This window comes from Actinobaculum suis (assembly GCF_900618115.1).
Classification (GTDB): domain Bacteria; phylum Actinomycetota; class Actinomycetes; order Actinomycetales; family Actinomycetaceae; genus Actinobaculum; species Actinobaculum suis.
This window is the reverse complement of sequence record NZ_UYIO01000001.1, coordinates 748,126-768,191: the sequence shown is the minus strand read 5'-3', so window position 1 is coordinate 768,191 and position 20,066 is coordinate 748,126. Positions and strand designations below refer to the sequence as shown.

The window sequence follows — 20,066 nt, the reverse complement described above, 5'->3', positions numbered from 1 at the left end:
ACTTCTAGATCTACACACCTATATACGTATAAAACAAAGAGGTTTCTCGTGCCCGCATCTTCCTCCGCATCTTCCACGCCACGTTCACCGCAAGACCACATGCCTGGCGCTCCGCAAGAATTCGCAACCAATTCGGCAACCGGCGCTACTTCGGCGCCATCCCCCTCGGCGCCGGCCCCTTCGGTGCCAGCATCCTCGGTACCGGTACAAATACCGGAGGATTCCCTTCCGGCTATCCGGGAAGCACTGCAAGCTTTGCTCCCGGCAGATACTGACACTCTGTCGCAGGTAGCGGCTACCGAACCGGCGGGCGGGCAAAGGGGCCAGGTGTGCGTGGTTGGTTCTGCGAATGCAGATTTGACAATTCAGACGGATCGTTTGCCGCGCCCGGGTGAAACCGTGCATGGTTCTCCCCTGCAAATTCTGCCCGGCGGTAAGTCTGCCAATCAGGCGGTGCAAGCTTCGCGTTTGGGTGCACCCGTGGCTTTCGTGGGTGCTTTGGGGAGCGACCCGAATGGCGATTTACTGCGGGATTCTTTGACCGCATCCGGTGTGGATTTGACGGCTTGCGCAAAACTTGATGCGCCTACCGGCTGTGCGGTAATCACGGTTGATAGCCAGGCTGAAAATACGATCGTGATCAGCCCTGGCACGAACGCGGAAGTAACCGCAGCTTTTGTGGAAGAGCAAGCGGCGGCCATAACCGGTGCCGCCGTTTTGGGTTTGTGTTTTGAAATCCCCATGGAAGGCACGATTGCGGCCGCAAAAATCGCCCGGGAAGCGGGAACTACCGTGTTCCTCAACCCCTCTCCTTTTGAAACCGTGCCCGCGGAACTTTTGGAACTCACCGATGTGCTCGTGGTCAATGAAGGTGAACTGGCAAGTATGCTCGGCTGGGAACAGGCGGCGGATACCGCGAATACGGCGGCTACAGCAGGTGCGGCAGATCCAGCGGCTACGGCAGATACAGTAGCCGGCGCAAATGCGGCAGATACGAAAACCCGCGCGGCGGCCGCCGCCGGGCAAACTTCCGCGCCGGCGGGCGCGCTGGCCGCGAGTTTAGGCCAGATTGCCACTAGCGCGCAGGCGCGCGAACACGTGGGCAAGGCCCTGGCCGAACGCGGCCTACACCGGGTGATCGTGACTTTGGGTTCCCAAGGTTCGGTAGTGTTTGCGGGCACCGCGACGGTAGTCCCGGCCATGCGAGCCGCCGCTGTAGACACCACCGGATGTGGAGATTCCTACTTTGGGAGTCTGCTCGCTTTGCACGCGGCCGGTGTGCCCTTAGAACAGGCTGCCCTCGCCGCTAGTTTCATATCCGCGGTGGCCGCCACTAGCCTAGGTGCCCAAGCTAGCTACGCCACCGGCATGGAGCTGCACACACTGTTGCAGTAGCAGCAATTCATCCGGGCTAGCTACCGCCCTAGCTACCGCTCTAGCTACCGGGCTAACCACCTGCCTAGCCTTGGCCAAACTGCCCGGCCTAGCTACCGGCCAAGCAGTTTTAGTTCACCGCGAGGATGCGGCTACTAACACGTTCGGTGCTGGAAGAAAGTGCGGGCACCCACGCCGTCGCCTTACCACCGGCCAGAGCTTCCACATTAACCGCGGCCGCGGCAACCGGCTCGGTAGCTTCCATGGTGGCGGCCACGGCGGCAGGTGGCAACTCCACCGCCCGCACCCCAATGGCCGGGGCCTCCCCCAAATCCACTACCACCGGATCAAGCTTTTTACCGTCCGCATCCACAGGTTGGATTGTTACCGTGCCTGCCCCAGCCACAGCCACCACCGGCCGGCCGACCACGGGTAGCGTACTTGCAGAGTCCGCATCTTCGGCGTCGTCATTACTTTTCTCGGTATCGCTGGTTTCCTGGTTTTCCGTTGCCGCAGTAGCGGCGTCGTTATCGGTTTCGGCGCCGGCTCCCGCTTCGGTTTCGGTTTGCACGGCCGCTGCCTTTTCCGGTTCACTCACAAACTCACCCCACGCAAGTGCTTGGTGGGTGGCAAAAGGTTGCGCGGCAGCCCAAGTACCATCGGTATCCGACCCCATACGCACCCCCGCGGCAATCGCCGGCAGTTCGGCTTCTAGCCCCGCCACAGTTTCTTCCGCAGGAACCGTTTCCACTCCCACCGCGTAGGTGCCGGGCGCAAAACCACCCAACGTCAAATCAAGCACCGACGTGGCAGACACCATGAGCGGTTCTTTCGTAACCGGTTGCGCTCCTTCCGGACCGTACAAAGTGACCTGCACCCGCGTCTCCTCCCCCGGATTCGCAATCCGCAAGGTGGGCGCCTCCTTCTCCGCGTCCGCTCCCACTACGACCCCGGGAATCACCAAAGAGCTCGCGGCCGGCCCCGGGTTCGCAAAATCGACCATGGCGCTCTTCGCCCCCGCCAGTTCGTGAGTTTGTAAAGTGGCCCCGAAGGTACCCGAATCGGAACGCAAGTGCAGGGCAATGCGGGTATCGGCGCTCGCTAAACCGTCCAAACGTAGCTTCTGCGTAGCGCCACCTTTTACGACGACGGACGATGCCTTGCCAAGCTCAAGCGGGCCAGCCGCTCCCAAACCAGAAATCTGGACGCGTACCGGATTGACCCCGGGATTCGTTACGAGCAGCACGTTAGAAACGTCAACGCCCGTATGCGAGGCCACGATCCACCCCTCCGATACCGCTAACTGGCAGGAATTAATCGCCAAACCGCGCGCGTCCCCATCCGTTGCCAAATAGCGTTGCGCGCCAGCCAAAACTGCCGGGCCCGGAACCGCGGCCGTAAAGATTTCTGGGGCTGCCGGTTTCCCCGTCCGCACGCTAATACTGCCCGAAGGGAGCTCCGTAATATCGACGGCGGATGTGCTTACTTTGGCATCACTGTTTTCGTCTACCGCCATGCCAGCGCTGAAAGTGCGTGTGAACCCGGGCCCGCAACTAACCTCGGCGGGCATGGTCTCGGTTTCCACCACGAGCGGGAACTGCGGGGCAGCACTTTCACGCGGGAATAGTGCGAGGCCGGAACAGAGGGCAAAACACCCGAGTACTACCACCGCGCTGGTAAACCGCCGGCCGTGCATAGCCACCCCGGGTTTCGCATCACTAGGCGCAGTAACGCCGGGTGCGGTAGCACCTGGAGAGGTAGCATCGGGAGCGGGTGTAGCGGCATCGGGCATAGTGGCACCGGGCGTAACAGCACCGGGAGAGGTAGCACCGGGCGAGGTAGCACCGGGAGCGGGAGTTTTGGGATTTTGTTCTTCGCTCATGCCGCTACCACCTTTCGCCGCCGAATCGGAATGGCAACCACGATTGCCACCAGCCCGCACAGGGCTTGGGCAAGGCCAATCAAAACATCAGTGCCGGGCCGATATCCTACCGTGAGCATCATCGGTTCGGTGCGAGCCGGCAACTCCCACTTTTGCTGCCAGCTACCCGCAGCCGCGCTATTTTCCCGCGCTTCCGCGCCGGCACCGTTTTCCGTGGCCGCGCTATTTTCCGGGCCGGTGCCGGAATTCGCGCTCGCGCCCGCACCGGTGCTGATAGTTTCGCTGGTTACCGGGGGCAGAGTGTGCCCGTCTAAGCTGGCTTGCCAGCCGGAGTCGGCCCTTTCGGCCAGGCTGAGTTCGGCGGGGCCGCCAGTTGGGATTTCAACGTGCGCGCCGTGCCGGCCGGAAGGTATTGCCTGGCCGTCTATCCGTAAACGGGCGGGCTCGCCTTCGCTTGCCACTACGCGCCAGAATTTCCCAGATTCGTTTTCGGTAACGTATTCCAAACCGGGAGCCGCATTGAGAGCTCCGGCCACGGCATCAGATTCGCCGGTGGGAATCAAAACGGTACTTACGGCATGCGCGGCCAAACTATTCGCCGCACCCGTATTGCCTTCCAACAAGTTTGCAACCGCGGCAGCTAGATCTGCGCTGGCCGGATCCGTGCAGGCCCGATTTTGGGCCAAACAGGTAGCAGCTTGAGCTTGGCGCGCCATCGTAACTTCATGCGTACTGAGCCCGGCGCTTCGCCATATTTCGGCCCGCACCCCGTTACTATCCGCGTGCAGGGCGAGTACGCGTCCGCGCGCTCCGGAAGCCTGATCGGCCACGGCAATCGCGGGGATGGCAGGCCCGGATACCGGTTGCAAAGCTCCTACCCCGGCAACTGCCATCGAAATTCCGTACCCGCCAGAAAGTAGGCCGGCTAGGGCCACCAAACCCACCGAGCCTAACCCGAGCAACTGGTGCGGGCCAAAGGAACGGCGCGAAATATCCGTGCGCAGCCCATCCCCACCGGAGACGAGCACAATAAAAAGGCCCAGCAGCGCAAAGGACAGCCCGGTACCGGCCCAACCGTAGGCGGGAAACGCCGTCGACCCTACAAAATACTGCCCTGTAACCACCCGGGTGCTGGCCGCCGCCCACAATAAACCAGCCGCCGCGAGCGCCCAGCCGGCACGAATCCGCCGCCAATGCCGGCGGCGCAACAGGCATGCCGCTGCGGCCACCAACACGAGCAGGGCGGCAAGTACCGGGATTGCCAATGGCACGTCACCCAAAAACTCGGTGATCCGCGCCGGGACGGCCAGGCCGCTATCGCGCCACAATTTCGCAATGTCGGTAGCCGAACGGCCCAGGGTGGGCGAGAAAGTTAGTAGCCCCAACCAGGTGGGTTGGCTGGGCACGGGCATCCCCGGAACCGCGAACAGCAAACGCCAGTTTGGGCTCAGGGTAGGCAATATGAGCACCCAGGCGGGCACCGCTATCCACAGCATTCGCAACTGGCGCCACCGCCACAGGCAAGCCAGTGCCACCACGGTTGCGACCAGGAGCATTACCGGGGCTGCGGCGGCGAGGAATACAAAAGCCAGCGCGCATACGCCTAGCCCCGCCACAGACGGCGGGAAAGCTGAGGTTACAGGCGCCGGCTCGTGCGCGGTGGTGGCCGCGGGAGTGTTTGCAGTGGTAGTGGGGCTAGTCGCGGTGGTGGCCGCGGCGGTGCTCACGGTGGAGGTTTCAGTGGGTTGGGTACGGCCGCGCCGGCGGGAGACGCTGCGAGTTTCGCGCGCGCGGGCGGAAGCGGCAGCCCCCACCCCGGCAAGCGCGCCGAGCGCTACCGGAAGAGCAATATGGAACACGGCTCCAGCTACGCTACCGGCGGTCACCGCCCCTACAAGCGGAGGTGCGGCCGCCCAGCCCAGGGCGGCTAGCGCGCGAATATGCGGCGAGCGGGTGAGCGTGCCGGCCGCCCAAAACGCAGCGAGCGCGGCCCAGAAGAATGACGTGTAAAGCACGGCGAGTAAAACCGTGCCAAAGTTGAGGCCCCACGGTTCGCCGAGCAAAGCGAGTGGAGCGAGAAGTAACCAGAGCGCGTCGATTCGGCCCGGGCCGCCGTCGCCTGCGGCCAGCCACGAATGGGCGGCGCCGCGAATGATCTCTGATCCGGTCCACGAATCTGGCAGGAAAGCACCCCCGCTTACGGTGCCCGCGCCGATCATGGGAAGTGCGAAGCCTAAGCTGAGGGCCAGGCCAATAAAGATCGCCACCCCGCGGGCGGTGCGAGTGCGCCGGCGCCACTTGGCTTGATCACGCAAAGCGAGGGGATCGGGAGTGGCGGCCAGTGCGATTCTTTCGCGTTCGGCGCGCCGGGTTTGCCTTTTGGCGCGCCGCACTTCTGCCCCGGTTGCTTCTAGGTCTTTTATGCCGGCTCGGCCTATGGTGTGGCTCTTCCGGTGGCGCTGCCGCCCGCGCACCAAAGCCGGAATTTTTCCGAGTAGTTGCAGGCCCGCTACTAGTTCCCCGTGGGCAAGGCGTGGTTCTTTGGTGAGTAAACGCCACAGGCAGCGCGGCAGGGCCGCGAGTACGTACCACATGAAAAGTACGGGGGCTAAACCGGCCGGCGCGGCCAATACCGCGTTATAGATTTGTGCGAGCCGGCGCGCCCGGTAGGAGTTGCGGTGCGAGGTGCCGAAAGCCAGGCGCGCGTGGCGCACTGCCGCTTTCGGTTCGACGACGACTCTCCAGCCCGCGCCGCGCAAGCGCCGCGAGATTTCCAGGCCGTCCCCGAAGGGGCCGAGTTCTGGATCGAAGCCGCCCACTTCTTGCCAGGCACTTTCGCGTAGCAACATGCCGGCCGTACCAACCGCGAGCACGTCTGAGCGACCATCGAGTTGGCCGCCGTCTTTATCCCCCGGTTCGATTTCGGGTACGCGGCGGGCCGAGCGCGTGGCGCGAATCCCCACTTCGAGCAGTTCGCGGCGGTCGTCCCACCCAATTTGTTTAGTGCCTACGGCCGCAATTGCCCGCGAGGATGAACCGCGGCGATATAGGGCGGCTAAAGCCCCAGGTTCCGGGGCGGAATCTTCATGCAGAATCCACAGCCACGCGGCGTTATCGGCGAGTGTGCCGGCCGCGCCTGCGCTACCTGCGGATGCGGTTTGGGCGCAGTAACGGTTAATGGCTTGGCCCAGGTTCTTGGCTAGTACCGGTTGGGTAGTTATTTGTACGCCAGCCGGTATTTCGCCCAGTGCGCCGCTCACGCGTTCTAGCGCATTATTAATACCGGCGCGGTTTTCGGCGGAAATATCAGTTTCCGCTGCGCCGGTAGCTTCCAGAATGGTTATGGTGGCGGGCACGCATTCGCCTAGTAGGGCCGCGGTAAGAGTGGAGGTAAGCGTGGGTGAGGCCGGCCGCGTCACAATAAAGGCTGCAACATCCTCCACTACCCGCGTGGTGTGGGATTCGGACATTACTCTCCGCCTGCGCGGCGCCGCCTCTCCCGCGTGATCCGGCGCCGATCATTATCGGACATGCCTCCCCAAATACCATGCCGAATATCGTGGTCAAGCGCGTATTCCAGGCATTCGCTCCGCACCGGGCAACGGTGGCAAATGGAGGTTGCCGGGGCGGTGGAACCACCCTTTTCCGGGAAAAAGAGATCCGGATCAGTTTGCGCACACAGCGCGTATTCTTGCCAGTGGGCGGACTCGCCGTCCGACTTTTCGTACCCGAGGTCGAAAATGTCGAGCATCAAACGCTGCGCTTCCTCCCGGGTAAGCTCAGTGTTATCGGCGAGCCGCAGCTCGTCTTTTCGTGATCGCACAGGTCCTCCTCATTTCCCAGATGTCTGGCTAAATTACACGCGTGTCATTCCCCTAAAGTCAAGCCAGGGATGTATATTGCACCCTTGCGATTTTGGCGCATTTTTAGGTGTTCGAAAAACGCGTAAAAGCCTTATACAACATCAAACGCTAAGAAAAACCTGGTGTTCCACCGCCCAAAAACCACCTAAAAAGCCATTTCACGGTTTGTGGACATTTTTCGCTGTCGTCCCACAAACGGGACTTTGGGCTCAGTTTTTGGAGTGTTCTTCACCTTTTTCTGCCAGCTGACTTACTTCTACGTAGCGGCCGTCAATAATCACCGGGTCATCATCGATGCGCGATTCCGTCCACCGGTAGTACATGGCAAGCAGCGCCCCGGAAATATTGTGCCAAATGGAGAAGATCGCGCCAGCCAGGGCAGCTTCCGGACCGAAGAAAGTCCTCGCCAGTCCGGCAGCCAAGCCCGAGTTCTGCATTCCCACTTCAATCGAGGTGGTACGCGCTGCCCGCTTGCGTACCCGGAACAGGCGCGCGAAGAGGTAACCAAAACCGTAACCGCACAGATTGTGCAAAATAACTGCGGCAAAAACGATAAGCCCGGCGGAACGGATCACGTCTACCGAACCGGAAACCACCCCGAGGACCACGCCGGCGATTCCGAAGGTGGAAATCCACGGCAGCACCGGAAGTACGTAAGAAGTGAAGAAACGTTCGCAGTAGCGGTCTGCCAGGTAGCGGATCACCAAACCGGAAACCACCGGAATGAGCACGATTTCTACGATGGAAATGGCCATACCCGCTCCGTCGATCGGCATCCGGTCCCCCACCAGCCAGGTGGTCAGCAACGGCGTCATAATCGGAGCCAGCAGCGTGGAAATGGACGTCATGGTAACGGAAAGCGCCACATCAGCTTTCGACAGGTAGGAAATAACGTTCGACGACGTCCCGCCCGGCGCGCATCCCACCAGGATGACGCCAGCGGCAACGGCCGGAGGCAGATCCAGGATGGCGGTAATCGCCCAGGCCGTTGCCGGCATGATGAGGTACTGCGCAATAACCCCAATAAATACCGGGATGGGGCGCGTGAATACTAACTTGAAGTCAGCAAGCTTCAAGGTGAGCCCCATACCGAACATAATTACCCCAAGAAGAATGTTCGTATACGGGGAAAAGTGTGCGGCGGAAGCCGGGGCGAAGAAACCCCAACAGAAGGCCGCGAGGATAATGAGCGGAAATACGGTGACCGCGATAAGCGCGGAGCGATCTTCCGAACTACGCACATTTAGCTTCATTTTCTTGGACATAGCAGTCATCCTCATGGTTTTTCGTGCGGTTTCCCGCGGTGTCCCACATGCTGAACCGGATGTGCCGCACGTTACGCACGCGCCAAGTTCGGGCCAAGCGGCGCTATAGAAGGTATCGTGTACCACAGGCGTGCGAACTGGAGCGTAGGACTACGCGAACTGAAACGTAGGGCTACGAGAACCGGTCCGCAAACAGTACGGCGAGCCGAGCTCGCAAAGGCGCGGGCTCCCTCGCCCTGCGGGGCGAGCGGGCTCGCCTACGAGTTAAAGCGGGCTCGCCTACGAGTTAAAGTGGCGGGATTCCTCGCCACTTAGTGAAAACTGGTGGGATAGGCTCGCCACCAATAGAAAACGGCAACTTAGGAAAGGACGCTTTTTATGCGCGGAATTATTCTTGCTGGAGGTTCGGGTACGCGGTTACACCCCATTACCCTGGGGACGTCAAAGCAACTCGTGCCGGTTTACGATAAGCCGATGATCTACTATCCGCTTTCCACGCTCATGCTGGCGGGAATTCAGGACATTATGATCATCACGACCCCGGAAGATGCCCCGCAGTTCCACCGGCTTTTGGGTGATGGTTCCCAATTCGGCGTGAACTTGCACTTCGGCGTACAGGAAGTGCCCAATGGCCTAGCCACGGCTTTCGTGATTGCAGAAGACTTCATTGGCGATCAGCCAGCTGGGCTGGTACTAGGCGATAACATTTTCTATGGCCCCACCATGGGCCGGGCTTTGCAATCAAATGTGCAGCCGGATGGAGGCGCTATTTTCGCCTACCATGTTTCCGATCCGCGTGCCTACGGAGTTGTGGAGTTCGATGAGAATTTCCGCGCGATTTCGATTGAAGAAAAGCCGGAGCATCCGAAGTCGAACTATGCGGTACCCGGCCTGTATTTCTACGACAATAACGTGGTGGAAATTGCGAAGACTTTGCAGCCTTCGGCACGCGGCGAATACGAAATCACGGACGTAAACCGTGTTTACCTGGAGGCGGGCAAGCTTTCCGTAGAGGTATTGGATCGCGGTACCGCCTGGTTGGATACCGGTACTTTCGATTCCCTAGCCGACGCCACGAACTTCGTGCGCACGATTCAAGCCCGCCAGGGCCTTTCCGTGGGTTGCCCGGAAGAGATCGGCTGGCGCAAGGGCTTCCTTTCCGACGACGAACTACGGGCTCGCGGGGAAGCACTCGCCAAGTCTGGGTACGGGGCCTACCTGCTCGAACTCCTCGATACCGGGTCGAATACCCCGCGCGGCGCTTACTAAGAACCCAGCGCAGCGCGCGTGAAAGGAGCCCAGCGGCGCGCGCACGAAAAGAAACGCTTCTCTCCCGCGCGGTGCTTACTAAAAGAGCTAAGCGCGGCGGCGGGAAGGCGAATCCGCTAAGCAAATATTGGGAAATACTCTCTAGACAGCAGTGGCCGGGAGGCAAGAAACATCTCGCCTCCCGGCCACTGGTTTCTGGTTTTCAAGTGTGCTGGTTTTCCAGCTGTTGGAACTTCGGAACTATCGCCAGCTGTTCGCACTATCACTAAGTGCCGTATCGCGTAGGAGCTGCTCTATGCGAAGCAATGGCTACTCCGCATTGTGCATTTTGAAATGAGTATCAGCCAGCTCCGATCGAACTGGAATCATTTCGATAAATCAGTTTGAAATGAGCATCAGCGCTACAACTTAGTTTGAAATGAGTGTCAGCGCTACAGCTTAGTTCTAACTGGGTTCATCGCGATGGCAAATTAGCGGGGAAGCGTGTAGGTAAGTTCGTGATCACCGCCCACCGTCTCTACGCCCCTGCTTTCCAGCGATGTTCCGCTTTCCGGGGCCGTTCCGCTTTCCGGAACCGTTGTTCCGTCCAGCACCATCGAGGTGGCGGTGCTTGGTAGCGAAAGCCGTAGCTCACTGTCCGACGGGCTGGAGATGTTAACCGAAACGTTTTCGCCACGCCGTTCGGTCTCGACTAGAACACTACCTCCCAGTGTTGGCACCTGCACCGAGTATTTCCCTTCTGGAGTCTCCCCAAGGAAAACATGGGTTACTGACTGTAAGGGATCATAGTTAACATCGGCAACGGCCCGCATGAGCCCAATCGAACCACCAGTTCCCCAGGCATGCGAAAAAGTCATGTTTTCTTTTGTACTGGGATCCCATGCCTCCGGGGCCAAAGTAGCTCCCAGGTTTCTCAGCACATGAGCGTAGGAACGCATATTTGTTTCGTCTGGGTTCGACAGCGCTTCTAAGGCCTCACGTGTTTTCCCTGACTCAACCAATGCTGTGTAATAGAAGTAGCCCATATAAATGCTTCCCATCGATTGGCCGGCATCTGCCGCAACTGATTCCGCTATGCGTGCCGCAATTTCCTCTGAACTGGGAAAGTTGAGCGCTAGAGCCACGTAGTCGTTTTGCCGCAAATAGTTCGGAAGTGGCTGACCATTAATGTCGAGGCCATCCCGATATCCCCCGGTCTTAGGATCAAATAGTTTTTCGTCTCCGGTCTTGCGGATAGTTTCGCTAAGTTGCGCATAGTGGGCGGCGTCGTACGATTTGCCCAGATTATCGGCAAGCATGGAAAGCTCGGAAAAGCTAGCAGCAGCCACTGCGTTAATAACTGTTTTGTACCTAGTTTCGTCAAAATCAAAATCGGGAGTTTCCGTGCGCGGCCAATCCACGAGATCAATGGTCTCTCCGCTTGCGCGCACCAGCCCAATATCGGAATCAAACTCTACTGTCTCACTCAGTTCTTGTAACCGCGGGTAAACTTTTTCTATATACCGAAGGTCGCCCGTATGGCGGTAATCTCGCGCTACTCCCAGGATGGTCATCAGCCTGTATTCGGTGTATTGCGTAGGATTTTCCATCAGATAGTTCCAGGTATTGCGCCCCGTCAGATAATCATTACTCATCAGTTCGCGCATACGTTGCGCAACCAACTCATCACCTTCATAGGGGCGCCGCTCACGCGAAACTGAATCCACAACGGCGTCGAATGAAGTTGCTTCCGAAGTACGCGATCCTAACTCGAAAATCTCGTTTAGGAGTGCATTTTCGGTGGACATCTGCGCAATCGAGGTAGCCTCCGGATTTTTGTGCACCAAGGCGCTAACGTTTTCAGTAGTCAGCTCCCCTGGATAGAAGGTGATCGTCGCATACCGGAAGGCCTTCAATGACTGCCCGGAAAAACAGTTGGCTTTGCCAGTAAAGGTCCATTCTTCAGAATATGCGTTACCTGTTCGCATCGGTACCCGCGCCTTTGTTTCAAACAATTCTTCGGATAGATCAACGCGAACTGTGGCTGCTTTTCTTTCCGGTACGCGCAATTCGATATCGCCGAGCACCACTTGCCCAAAATCGACAGTGAAGATTCCTTCCGCATTTTTTGTAATATTTACCGGGGCTTTCTTATGGCGCTGCGTGTTTTCGACGATAGAGGGACGCAACTCGTAAGCTACCGGCTTCCACGTGGGTTCTTGCCACATGGCCTTATTTCCATCGCCTGGCTCAAGCCACTGATTTGGGTATCGGTCAAGATCTACATTCTGCGCCAACTCATGGAAATAATAAGTGCCAATACTCGCATCCGGTTTTCTATACACGGAAGTATCTAGCGAATGCATCCGTGTGGCTTGGCGATCGCGAGAAGAGTTATATACGACTTTACGTGACCCATCTTTGTAGAAATAAGTAAGCTGCATTAGGATCCCCGCTTCCGGCGCTTCACTATAACTGTAAAGACCGAGCACGTTGGTACCTTTCCGAAGTGCCGCGGTTACATCCCAGGTGTTGTAGAAAACGCTAGATCCTTGCCGCCTTGTTGGCCCGACCCCAATTTCGGTTTCATTGACATATGCCGTGAAAAGATGCCGCAGTTGCGCTTCGGTATCAAACCCGGTTACAGAAAGAATTGCTCTTTCTATGGTCTCATCGGCGTTTACTTCTGCCCGGGTCAGTGTTCCCTTTGCCCCGGGTAGCCAGGCCAGATCCGTTCCCTGCCATTCTTCACCAATAGCAGTGACGAAGGGAACTCGATCAGAAGTCATTTCTGATCCATCAGCATATTTCACGGTCACGGTCCAGTAATAAAGTTCGCCATCCTGCAAGGCCTGGCTAATAGTTTCCGAAAAAACGGAAATATGGCGCGGGCCGTCGATCCATCCAGAGGTAACCAGCGGATCCTCATCTGTTACGCGCTGAAAAATGGAGATATTAGCGCTTTCTTGCCGGTGTGTTGCATGATTGGTCCAGCTAAAAGCAATCTCTTCTTTAGGGGCATTTTTTGCGTAGCGCAACAGATTAACCCGTAGTTCATCGGGTTTGCCGTCAGTATTCCGCCTCACCCCCCCCCGCTATAATCAGGTTCCCAAAAATCTGACTTGCTGACTATCTTTGGCGCCTGCCCAGTATCTGCTCCCGAACATCCCACCACCGAACTTATTAACACGATGGTTAGCATTCCTACCAAAACCGAACGAATAAACCGAGTAGACATGCGCAAAACCTCCCATGTCGCACAAATAGGTAAAAATCGTTTCCAGAAAGCACAAAGCGGCATTCATGTAAGTGAAATATTGTCTCAGCACTATATTCAGGGACAGAATGCGGGTCAAACAACATCTATTATTTACCCAGGCGAAAACCATGCACAGACGGGCCCGACCCCCGGAAAGTGGACATGGGGGTGGTGTTTATGCTGCAAGGTCAAGTGTAGCTGACGCGTGTTTTTCGAAGGTGTCTGGGGCCTGGTAATTGCACCAGGTGTGCAATCGTTTCGTGTTATACCGAGTACACCACGCAAAGACCTGCCGGCGGCAGGAGAGCATGTTGGGGAAAACCTTCGCATTTTTGAGAACTTCTCGTTTGAGCGTTGCATTAAATGACTCTGCCAGCGCGTTATCGGCACTACTGCCTACAGCTCCCATGGATTGTTGTACTCCCAACTGGCGGCATGTTTCTTGAAATACAGAGGAGGTGTATACACTGCCGTGATCAGAATGGAAAATCGTTCCACGCAAGGATCCTCGCTGGTCTGCGGCCATCAGTAATGCCTCTCGGGCGAGTTCAACACGCATGTGATCTGCAATCGCAAAACCGACCAGTTTCCGGGAGAAACAGTCAATCACAGTAGCCAGATACATATTCTTTTGCCCGGCAAGGGGAAGATATGTAATGTCCCCGACAAGCTTGTCGTTAGGCCTGGCCGCGGTGAAATCACGCTCGAGAAGATCATCAAAGACCCGCTTATGTGGATCACTGACAGTAGTGCGAACACGACGTTTTTTCGTAAAACCTGCCAACCCGAGAGCTTTCATCACCCGTGCTACGCGTTTGTGATTTACCGGCTGGTCCGGGGTCTGCGCAGTAAGCAACGCGGCTATACGTTTAGCACCATACAAGCCACCTTCCGCCTCGAAAGCGATCCGAATTCGCTCCCCTAGCAGCCCGTCAGCGTATACCTGTTGCTCGCGCCGGGCCGCATTTGCGGCCCACTTGTAATAGGAAGAACGCCTTACTTTCAGTACGGTACACATCCGCTTGACTGAGAACTCAGTACGGTGGTCCTCGATGAACTTGAAGCGGATCACAAGCCCATCTCCTTCGCGAAATACTGCGCCGCCTTGCGCAAAATATCGCGTTCTTCTTTCAAAAGCGCGTTTTCCTTTTCGAGTTGTCGGATTCTCTCTGCTTCAGATAAGACCCGCGCCGCCTCTGCTTCTTTGCGCCGCCTGGCCCGCACCCCGGTGCCAAACTGGTTTACCCAGTTTTGCAGCGAATTACGATTAATTCCCAGATCAGAAGCAACCTGCGCCATTGAAGCCTCGCTGGACTCGTACGCGGCTACCGCGTCTTTCTTGAACTGCGCGGAATATGTTTTACGGGACATGGTAGAAGACTACCTTTCTCCGGCTGAACGCCGGGGCTAGCCTATGTCCACCAACAGGGGGTCAGGTCCGACACAGCGCCAGAAAATGAGCACCTGCACATATGCAGACCCTTTTTCCTGGTCAATAGTTGCTAAACTTTTTCGGTGCTAAAGAATGAGGAGAGCGAGAGGACTGCTGTGGTTACGTTAACTGGACCTTCGGGACGATCTGCGGCGCTGCAAGCACCATCACTTCTGAGCCGGTCTCAGAAGCCGAAGCAGCCAGCACCTTCTAGCACCTCTTCTTGGCGCAACACCGAGTGGACCATTCCTCCTGCCCCGCGCTGGCACTGGCGTTTGACGGTTGTAGTTATCGCGGTTTATATACTTTTGTCGGTTTTTGCGGTAACTACTTCTTCGCTCGGCAACCAATTTAGAAACGGACCGGACTCGGTAACAATCGGTCCACCACAATCCTTACGTTCAGATGAATTCATGGCCGGAACGCCGATGGAACTTTCCATGATGGAAACCGGCGACATGCCCACCACCGGCCCGCTTTCCGAAGAATCTTCGATCGTGCAAAGGATTCCGATAGGGCCCGTTCAGCACCTCGTTTTCTGGGATACCACTCTCCTAAAGGTCTTTAGTTTCCTTCCGGATGCACAACATTTCGCCGCAAACTGGTGGCTTTCTACATTAGTTTTGTTGCTGGCTTTGCCCTACTGGATAGTTCTCATGGGTGGGAGGTGGAACCTAGGTTGGGCAGCGGCTTTTCTTGCTGTTTTCTCACCCGCGAATTGGTGGTGGACTCACCAGATTTCCGACCAAATGGGCTTCACTGTGCTTGGTTGCGTGTGCCTACTTCTCGCGGCGCGCTACGCGGAGCGGCGTAGTTGGAAACCCGCCGTGGGCTTAGGCGTCTTAGCCGCGATTCTATTGGCTGGTATTGCCAGTCGCTACCTCGTCTGGTCTCTTATTTTAGGTGGAGGTCTGTTACTGACCTCCGGCGTTAAAATACTTGCCCGGTGGAACCGGCGTTCCTTGGCGAATTTGGGCGGCACTGCCATTCTCACCATGGCGCTCGTGGTTGCCATTTTATGGGAAGGGCGCAGAGGCATGGCCGCGCTTTCCAGCGCTGTATATCCCGGCCAGCGGCTCACCACCGGAGAAGCTCTTGATATGGGCTGGATTTTTTCTGCCAACTTCCTCTTTGGTTTGAACCGGACACACGTCAAACCGGTCCCGATGCCCGGCTCCTATGCCGGTAACATTAGTGAGCTAGCAACATCATGGAATTTCCTGCTTATCATTATTCCATTCGTCTTAGTGCTGGTTTATCAGCGGCAAAAAATTACTGATCGACTTCCTGAAATCGCGCTCGGCATTTGGTGTCTAATCTGGTTCGGTTGGTCCTTCGTAGGAACGGGCGGATTTGGCGTAAAGATTCCGCTCCTCAATTCCGTACCTGCGGCTCGAACCGTAGAAGTCGTCGGGGCGCTTATCTCCGTCTGGCTTATGCTTTCACTGAGCAAAATCCAAGAGCGCCACCTAGGCACGGCATTAGCGGCATCCGCCACCGTAGCCTTGCTACTGATGCATTCCGGGTCTGAACTCTTGGTTCGTTATTTACCCCGGTTCTCCTATAAAGATGTCATTTTCTGGGCCTTTATTGGCACCGCGGTAACCTTCATTTTCGTGTATAGGCCACGCCGGACTATCACTACAGCGGTCGCCGCGGCACTTGGAATTTCCAGTATTGCCGCAACTCCACCAATTCAGCTCGGACTGGGCTCTTTCCGCGGTACAGACGCCTCTAATATGTTGCGTGAAGCAGGAAAGGAAGCGCGTGCTAATGACGAATTGTGGGTAGCCGATTCGATGGCCGGAAATGCACTACTTATCGCAAACGGAGTGCCCACACTTTCGGGGCTTCTGCGTTCCGGTCCGGTAGATTCCGAATGGCAAAAACTAGATCCGGATAATAGCCATAAGAAGTACTGGAGTCGTGGTGGCGGGTATATCTTCTTTGATTGGTCTCGTTATTCGACGCCGATCTTCAGCAACCCGAATTACGATGTGGTGCAAGTACTGCTCAGTCCGTGCGAATTAGCGCAACGATTCCCAAATCTGACGACTATTGTTTCCACCCGCAACCTTTCTGACGGATACTTGGGCACACGCGGGTTTAAGTGCCTGGAACCCGCGGGGACGTTCACAATTGAACGTTGGGCAGAACACAACACCCCGGCCGAGTATTTCGAACCAGAAGAACCAGAAGCTACGGCGCAGACGATTGCTCCTGCAGAAGGCGCCGCGCCTACCCCGACGCCCACGGTTAAATCCGGCACACCAACGCGTACCCTTCTCGAAGAGGCAAACGTAAAGGAGCGGGCGCGAAAGAATCAGCAATACATTTACAAGATTGTGCGCGAGCAGTAATTCGTAGACTCACCAACGGAGAAAGCGGCCGCCCCGGCAAAAACCTTGCCGGGGCGGCCGCTTTTATCCGCTTATCTACTGCGCCTTTTGCGGCCCGGTATCGGCTGTTCCGGTTTGGCCGGGCGTTAGCGGCGCGTGCTTGTCTTTACGCATGAGCATCGAAGCGGTGATCCCCAAAAGCAGGTCTGCACAGGTAGTAAAAACGCGGGAAAGGAGCACCACCACCACAATTTCACCGTAGCCAACCGCGGTGGAAAGCACTGCGGCAAGGGCAACTTCCCGCACGCCAATGCCGGCGGGTACAAAGAAGACCAGGAAGCCAGCGATCCACCCGAGGGCATAGCCGCCCACCAGGAGAATATAAGTTTCCATGCTGGTGGCCATGCCTAATTCGATGAGCATAAGCCACAGTTGCAGGCCAATGATCAGCCAGGAAGCACAAGCCCAACCGGCTGCATGAAGAGTACCACTGGCAGATAATGGGCGTTCTAGAGGTTCGCGGCCCAGGATCCGCAAAGCAATATTGACCAGGTGGTTAAGTACCCACGGGGTGAGGCAAATCAGTGCTATCGGGAGCAAATAAGGCACCCATATATGTTCGCGCATTATCTCTGCCGGCCCATAAATAACCGCGAGAAGAGCGAAAACTAGGCCGGTTCCCACTGATATTGCCATCGATATCAGGAGTGCGAAGAAGGAACGGCGGCCAGAGATTTTATAGTCCCGCCCGATTTCCGCGGCGGCCACGAAATTCCATACCCCACCGGGCAAGTATTTTGCTACCTGGGAGGAAAAGAAAATTCGGCGGGCCACCCGCGGCGGCACCGGTTCCCCAATATCGTTTATAACCGCCCGCCACGAAAGCATGGTGGCGGGAACGTAGAGCACCGCCATTAGGAAGGCCGAAACAAGGGTGATCGGCGTGAGTTGGCTGGCGGACGCTACCACTTCTTCCCAATTGGCAACCACTGCCCAGATAGCCGCGACCACCGCCAAAACCATAAAACCCGTCCGGAAGATTGGGCCGCGCAGGAATGCCACTATTTTCCGGCCCGCGGTTTTTATTGCATTACCCACGCTTACTCCTTTTCTGCCGCGCTTAGGCACGTCCCTCGTGGCTTGTGCAGCTAGCGTTACTTGCTTAGCTAGAGCTACTTGCACGGTTAGCGCCGCTTGCGCTACTTGCTAGCTCGCGCCGCTTGCGCAGCTAGCGTTGTTTACTCCGCTAGCGCCACTGCTGTGCGCACGGGGTGCTGCGCTCCACTGGGAACCTACCATTGGGCCCGTTTACCGGCCCTTTACAAACCTACCTGGTTAAACCGAGCCGGCGTGCCAAAGGCGTGGCCACATTTGCCGGATGGAATGTCTTATCGGCAAGCTGGCTAGCCGCAAGCTGCATATCCTGTAAAACTTGCGGACTATCCAAAAGTTCCGCAAGCGCTTCTGCGATAGCTTCCGAATTGCCCGGCTGGGCATACAGGCACGCCTCCCCGAGCATTTCCCGCTGCGGAACCGTATCCGAGGTAACGGTGGCGAGGCCGGCCGCCATTCCTTGATAAACCTTATTTGGCACTACTCGCAAAGCCTTCGCCGAAGTGCCAAAAATACCCAGGTTGATATCGTGGTGGGCAATAACCGCCGGCAGTTCTGCGGCATCCACCCAGTTTTCCCAGGTGACGCGCACATCTCCCACGCCCGCGCCCAAAATACTTTCTGCCTCGCCGCGTTCCTGGCCATCCCCGATCATGGTTACTTCGGCCTTGTATCCGGCCTCACCCAAAAGTGCCAAAGCCCGCGCAATATGCGGCGCGCCCTGTAGCGGCGTATACAAACCATAAAAAACAATTCGTGGTGGCCGGGCAGCTATGTCCGCACTAGTTCGCCGTTGCTGGCGAGCCGCGAAATATTCTTCGGGAGCACCTACTGGTACTACCACTGCGCGCTCCCGCAACTCGGTGGGAACCATCTCCCGATGCTGCGGGGTATCAAGCACGATAATATCGGCACTGCGTAAAGCCGCCGTATCGAGCGCTCCCAGAGCCGTATTTTTCAGGCCCCCATCAAGTTGCCGGTCCGCCGCGGTATCCCGGGCAAATATGAGATGATCCAGCACGATCGTCGAATGCGGGAATAAACGCCGCGCCAAGAGCACGTCAAAGTGGCCCAGGTAACCAACCACTACGGCGTCGGGCCGCCAGGCACCGCGAAAACGCCGTGCCTGGCGGGCAAGGCGCCCCCAGCAGGAGGCGAGCCGGCCCCCGAAACGCGCCGCAGCGAGTGGATTACGTAGGGCATCCACCCGCCCGGCGGTACCAATACCGAGTGGTACGTTGAGTTCCCGCACCGTTGCCCCATGTTCGGCCAGGCCGCGGAGGATAATACCAACCCGCGGGTGGGAAGAAACATCGTAGGTACCAAAGCCGAGAACCCTCATACACACTCCGTTACTTGTTCGTTTCTGATGCCGGTGCCGGCAATACATCCGCGAGTACTTCCGGAGCGGCTACTCGCCAACGTTCTAACCAGTTACCGATCGGTTCCACTCCGGCCCGTTCCAAAGCGTCGTGGCCGAGCACCGAGAAATGCGGGCGCGGAGCGGCACGGTTGAAAGCGGCAGCCGTGGTCTGCTTGACGATTTCTGGGTCTTTCCCGATCGAGGTCATGATTTCCCGAGTGAAATTCCACCAGTTGGTTTTTCCAGAAGCCGTGCCGTGATAGATCCCGGAAGGTGCCTGGGCAGCAACCAGCCGCACAATCAGATCCGCCAGATCGCAAGTCCAGGTAGGTTGGCCAACTTCATCGGTAACCACGGTGAGTTCATCGTGAGTTTGGGAGAGCCGGACCATCGTCTTCGGGAAGCAGTTGCCATGCGCGCCATACAGCCAGGCAGTGCGAATAATGTAGTAGTCATCCGTGTTTGTACGTACCGCCCACTCTCCGGCAGCCTTTGTGCGGCCATATGCGCTACGCGGGGCGAGAAGACCATCTTCTTCATAAGGGTCTACGGCGTCACCCGAAAAAACATAGTCCGTGGAAATATGCACGAGCTTCGCCCCGATTTCGGCAGCCCGGCGGGCGAGGATTTCCGGACCGGTAGCGTTCGTGGTGAAAGCTGCCGCTTCCTCTTCTTCTGCCTTATCGACGGCGGTGTATGCGGCAACGTTAACGATCACATCCGCATCTTTAATTACCTGCCGTACGCTTGCCGGATCGGTAATATCAATCTCGTTGCGATCTAGCGCAACCACATCATGTTCCTCGCGTAGCACTCGCTGCACGAGGTCTTGACCGAGCATTCCCTTCGCTCCGGTAATGATCCAACGCATTCAACATGTCCTTTGATCGAGGGTGCGCAGCGTTATACCTGCACAATTCCTGAAAGT

At 57.4% G+C, this 20,066-nt stretch carries 12 protein-coding genes and 1 pseudogene; 3 read left to right on the top strand and 10 right to left on the bottom strand.

The window, feature by feature from the left end; all coding sequences use genetic code 11:
* Nucleotides 1-48: 48 nt before the first annotated feature.
* Nucleotides 49-1,395 carry a ribokinase gene (locus H8274_RS03045; RefSeq protein WP_221884762.1) on the top strand — a complete coding sequence of 449 codons (1,347 nt, stop codon included), beginning with the start codon at nt 49-51 and terminating at the stop codon, nt 1,393-1,395.
* Nucleotides 1,396-1,504: 109 nt separating this feature from the next.
* Here H8274_RS03045 and H8274_RS03040 read toward each other — a convergent pair whose 3' ends face one another.
* The 4 genes from H8274_RS03040 to H8274_RS03025 form a co-directional block, all read right to left on the bottom strand.
* A complete protein-coding gene (locus tag H8274_RS03040; protein ID WP_185933804.1) occupies nt 1,505-3,256 on the bottom strand; it encodes a DUF5719 family protein in 1,752 nt (583 codons plus the stop codon).
* Nucleotides 3,253-6,726: a glycosyltransferase gene (locus H8274_RS03035; RefSeq protein ID WP_185933803.1), complete on the bottom strand. Its 3,474-nt coding sequence runs from the start codon at nt 6,724-6,726 to the stop codon at nt 3,253-3,255. The genes H8274_RS03040 and H8274_RS03035 overlap by 4 nt, the downstream gene beginning before the upstream one ends.
* On the bottom strand, nt 6,726-7,007 hold the full coding sequence (locus tag H8274_RS03030; protein WP_049619943.1) for a WhiB family transcriptional regulator: 282 nt from the start codon (nt 7,005-7,007) through the stop codon (nt 6,726-6,728). The genes H8274_RS03035 and H8274_RS03030 overlap by 1 nt, the downstream gene beginning before the upstream one ends.
* A gap of 321 nt (nt 7,008-7,328) precedes the next feature.
* Nucleotides 7,329-8,384, bottom strand: coding sequence for a bile acid:sodium symporter family protein (locus tag H8274_RS03025; RefSeq protein WP_244924513.1), 1,056 nt, complete (start codon nt 8,382-8,384; stop codon nt 7,329-7,331).
* A 378-nt stretch (nt 8,385-8,762) separates the two neighbouring features.
* Between H8274_RS03025 and rfbA the strand changes: the two genes are divergently transcribed.
* The gene (gene rfbA, locus H8274_RS03020; protein ID WP_049619923.1) at nt 8,763-9,653 is read left to right on the top strand and encodes a glucose-1-phosphate thymidylyltransferase RfbA; all 891 of its coding nucleotides are present in this window, start codon (nt 8,763-8,765) and stop codon (nt 9,651-9,653) included.
* 470 nt (nt 9,654-10,123) lie between these two features.
* Here the strand turns inward: rfbA and H8274_RS09990 are convergent, their stop codons facing one another.
* From H8274_RS09990 to H8274_RS03010, 3 genes and pseudogenes are all read right to left on the bottom strand, one after another.
* Complete coding sequence (locus H8274_RS09990) at nt 10,124-11,440, bottom strand: alpha-L-rhamnosidase-related protein (RefSeq protein WP_420807980.1); 1,317 nt, start codon at nt 11,438-11,440, stop codon at nt 10,124-10,126.
* Between the two features lie 45 nt (nt 11,441-11,485).
* Nucleotides 11,486-11,860, bottom strand: a pseudogene (locus H8274_RS09985) (family 78 glycoside hydrolase catalytic domain); the annotation flags it as partial.
* Between the two features lie 1,206 nt (nt 11,861-13,066).
* Nucleotides 13,067-14,262, bottom strand: a protein-coding gene (locus H8274_RS03010; RefSeq protein ID WP_185933549.1) for an IS3 family transposase whose coding sequence is annotated in 2 segments (ribosomal slippage) — nt 13,067-13,980 and nt 13,980-14,262 — 1,197 coding nt in all. Because the reading frame shifts where the segments join, the coding sequence is not laid out codon by codon here.
* 144 nt (nt 14,263-14,406) lie between these two features.
* On the opposite strand from H8274_RS03010, the gene H8274_RS03005 reads away from it, so the two are divergent.
* Nucleotides 14,407-16,683 (top strand): DUF7657 domain-containing protein, encoded by a 2,277-nt coding sequence (locus tag H8274_RS03005; RefSeq protein WP_420807969.1) that lies wholly within the window; start codon nt 14,407-14,409, stop codon nt 16,681-16,683.
* 75 nt (nt 16,684-16,758) lie between these two features.
* Here H8274_RS03005 and H8274_RS03000 read toward each other — a convergent pair whose 3' ends face one another.
* From H8274_RS03000 to rfbD, 3 genes are all read right to left on the bottom strand, one after another.
* Nucleotides 16,759-17,760, bottom strand: a complete 1,002-nt coding sequence (locus H8274_RS03000; RefSeq protein WP_244924512.1) for a lysylphosphatidylglycerol synthase transmembrane domain-containing protein — start codon at nt 17,758-17,760, stop codon at nt 16,759-16,761.
* Between the two features lie 229 nt (nt 17,761-17,989).
* Nucleotides 17,990-19,117 (bottom strand): glycosyltransferase family 4 protein, encoded by a 1,128-nt coding sequence (locus tag H8274_RS02995; RefSeq protein WP_185933799.1) that lies wholly within the window; start codon nt 19,115-19,117, stop codon nt 17,990-17,992.
* Nucleotides 19,118-19,127: 10 nt separating this feature from the next.
* Complete coding sequence (gene rfbD / locus H8274_RS02990; RefSeq protein WP_049619919.1) at nt 19,128-20,009, bottom strand: dTDP-4-dehydrorhamnose reductase; 882 nt, start codon at nt 20,007-20,009, stop codon at nt 19,128-19,130.
* Between the last annotated feature and the right edge of the window lie 57 nt (nt 20,010-20,066).

What these genes read in the sequence shown, in the direction of transcription:
- H8274_RS03040 (WP_185933804.1), bottom strand. Translation starts at nt 3,256, where the DNA reads ATGAGCGAAGAACAAAATCCCAAAACTCCCGCTCCCGGTGCTACCTCG.
- H8274_RS03035 (WP_185933803.1), bottom strand. Translation starts at nt 6,726, where the DNA reads ATGTCCGAATCCCACACCACGCGGGTAGTGGAGGATGTTGCAGCCTTT.
- H8274_RS03030 (WP_049619943.1), bottom strand. Translation starts at nt 7,007, where the DNA reads ATGCTCGACATTTTCGACCTCGGGTACGAAAAGTCGGACGGCGAGTCC.
- H8274_RS03025 (WP_244924513.1), bottom strand. Translation starts at nt 8,384, where the DNA reads ATGTCCAAGAAAATGAAGCTAAATGTGCGTAGTTCGGAAGATCGCTCC.
- rfbA (WP_049619923.1), top strand. Translation starts at nt 8,763, where the DNA reads ATGCGCGGAATTATTCTTGCTGGAGGTTCGGGTACGCGGTTACACCCC.
- H8274_RS09990 (WP_420807980.1), bottom strand. Translation starts at nt 11,440, where the DNA reads ATGTCCACCGAAAATGCACTCCTAAACGAGATTTTCGAGTTAGGATCG.
- H8274_RS02995 (WP_185933799.1), bottom strand. Translation starts at nt 19,117, where the DNA reads ATGAGGGTTCTCGGCTTTGGTACCTACGATGTTTCTTCCCACCCGCGG.
- rfbD (WP_049619919.1), bottom strand. Translation starts at nt 20,009, where the DNA reads ATGCGTTGGATCATTACCGGAGCGAAGGGAATGCTCGGTCAAGACCTC.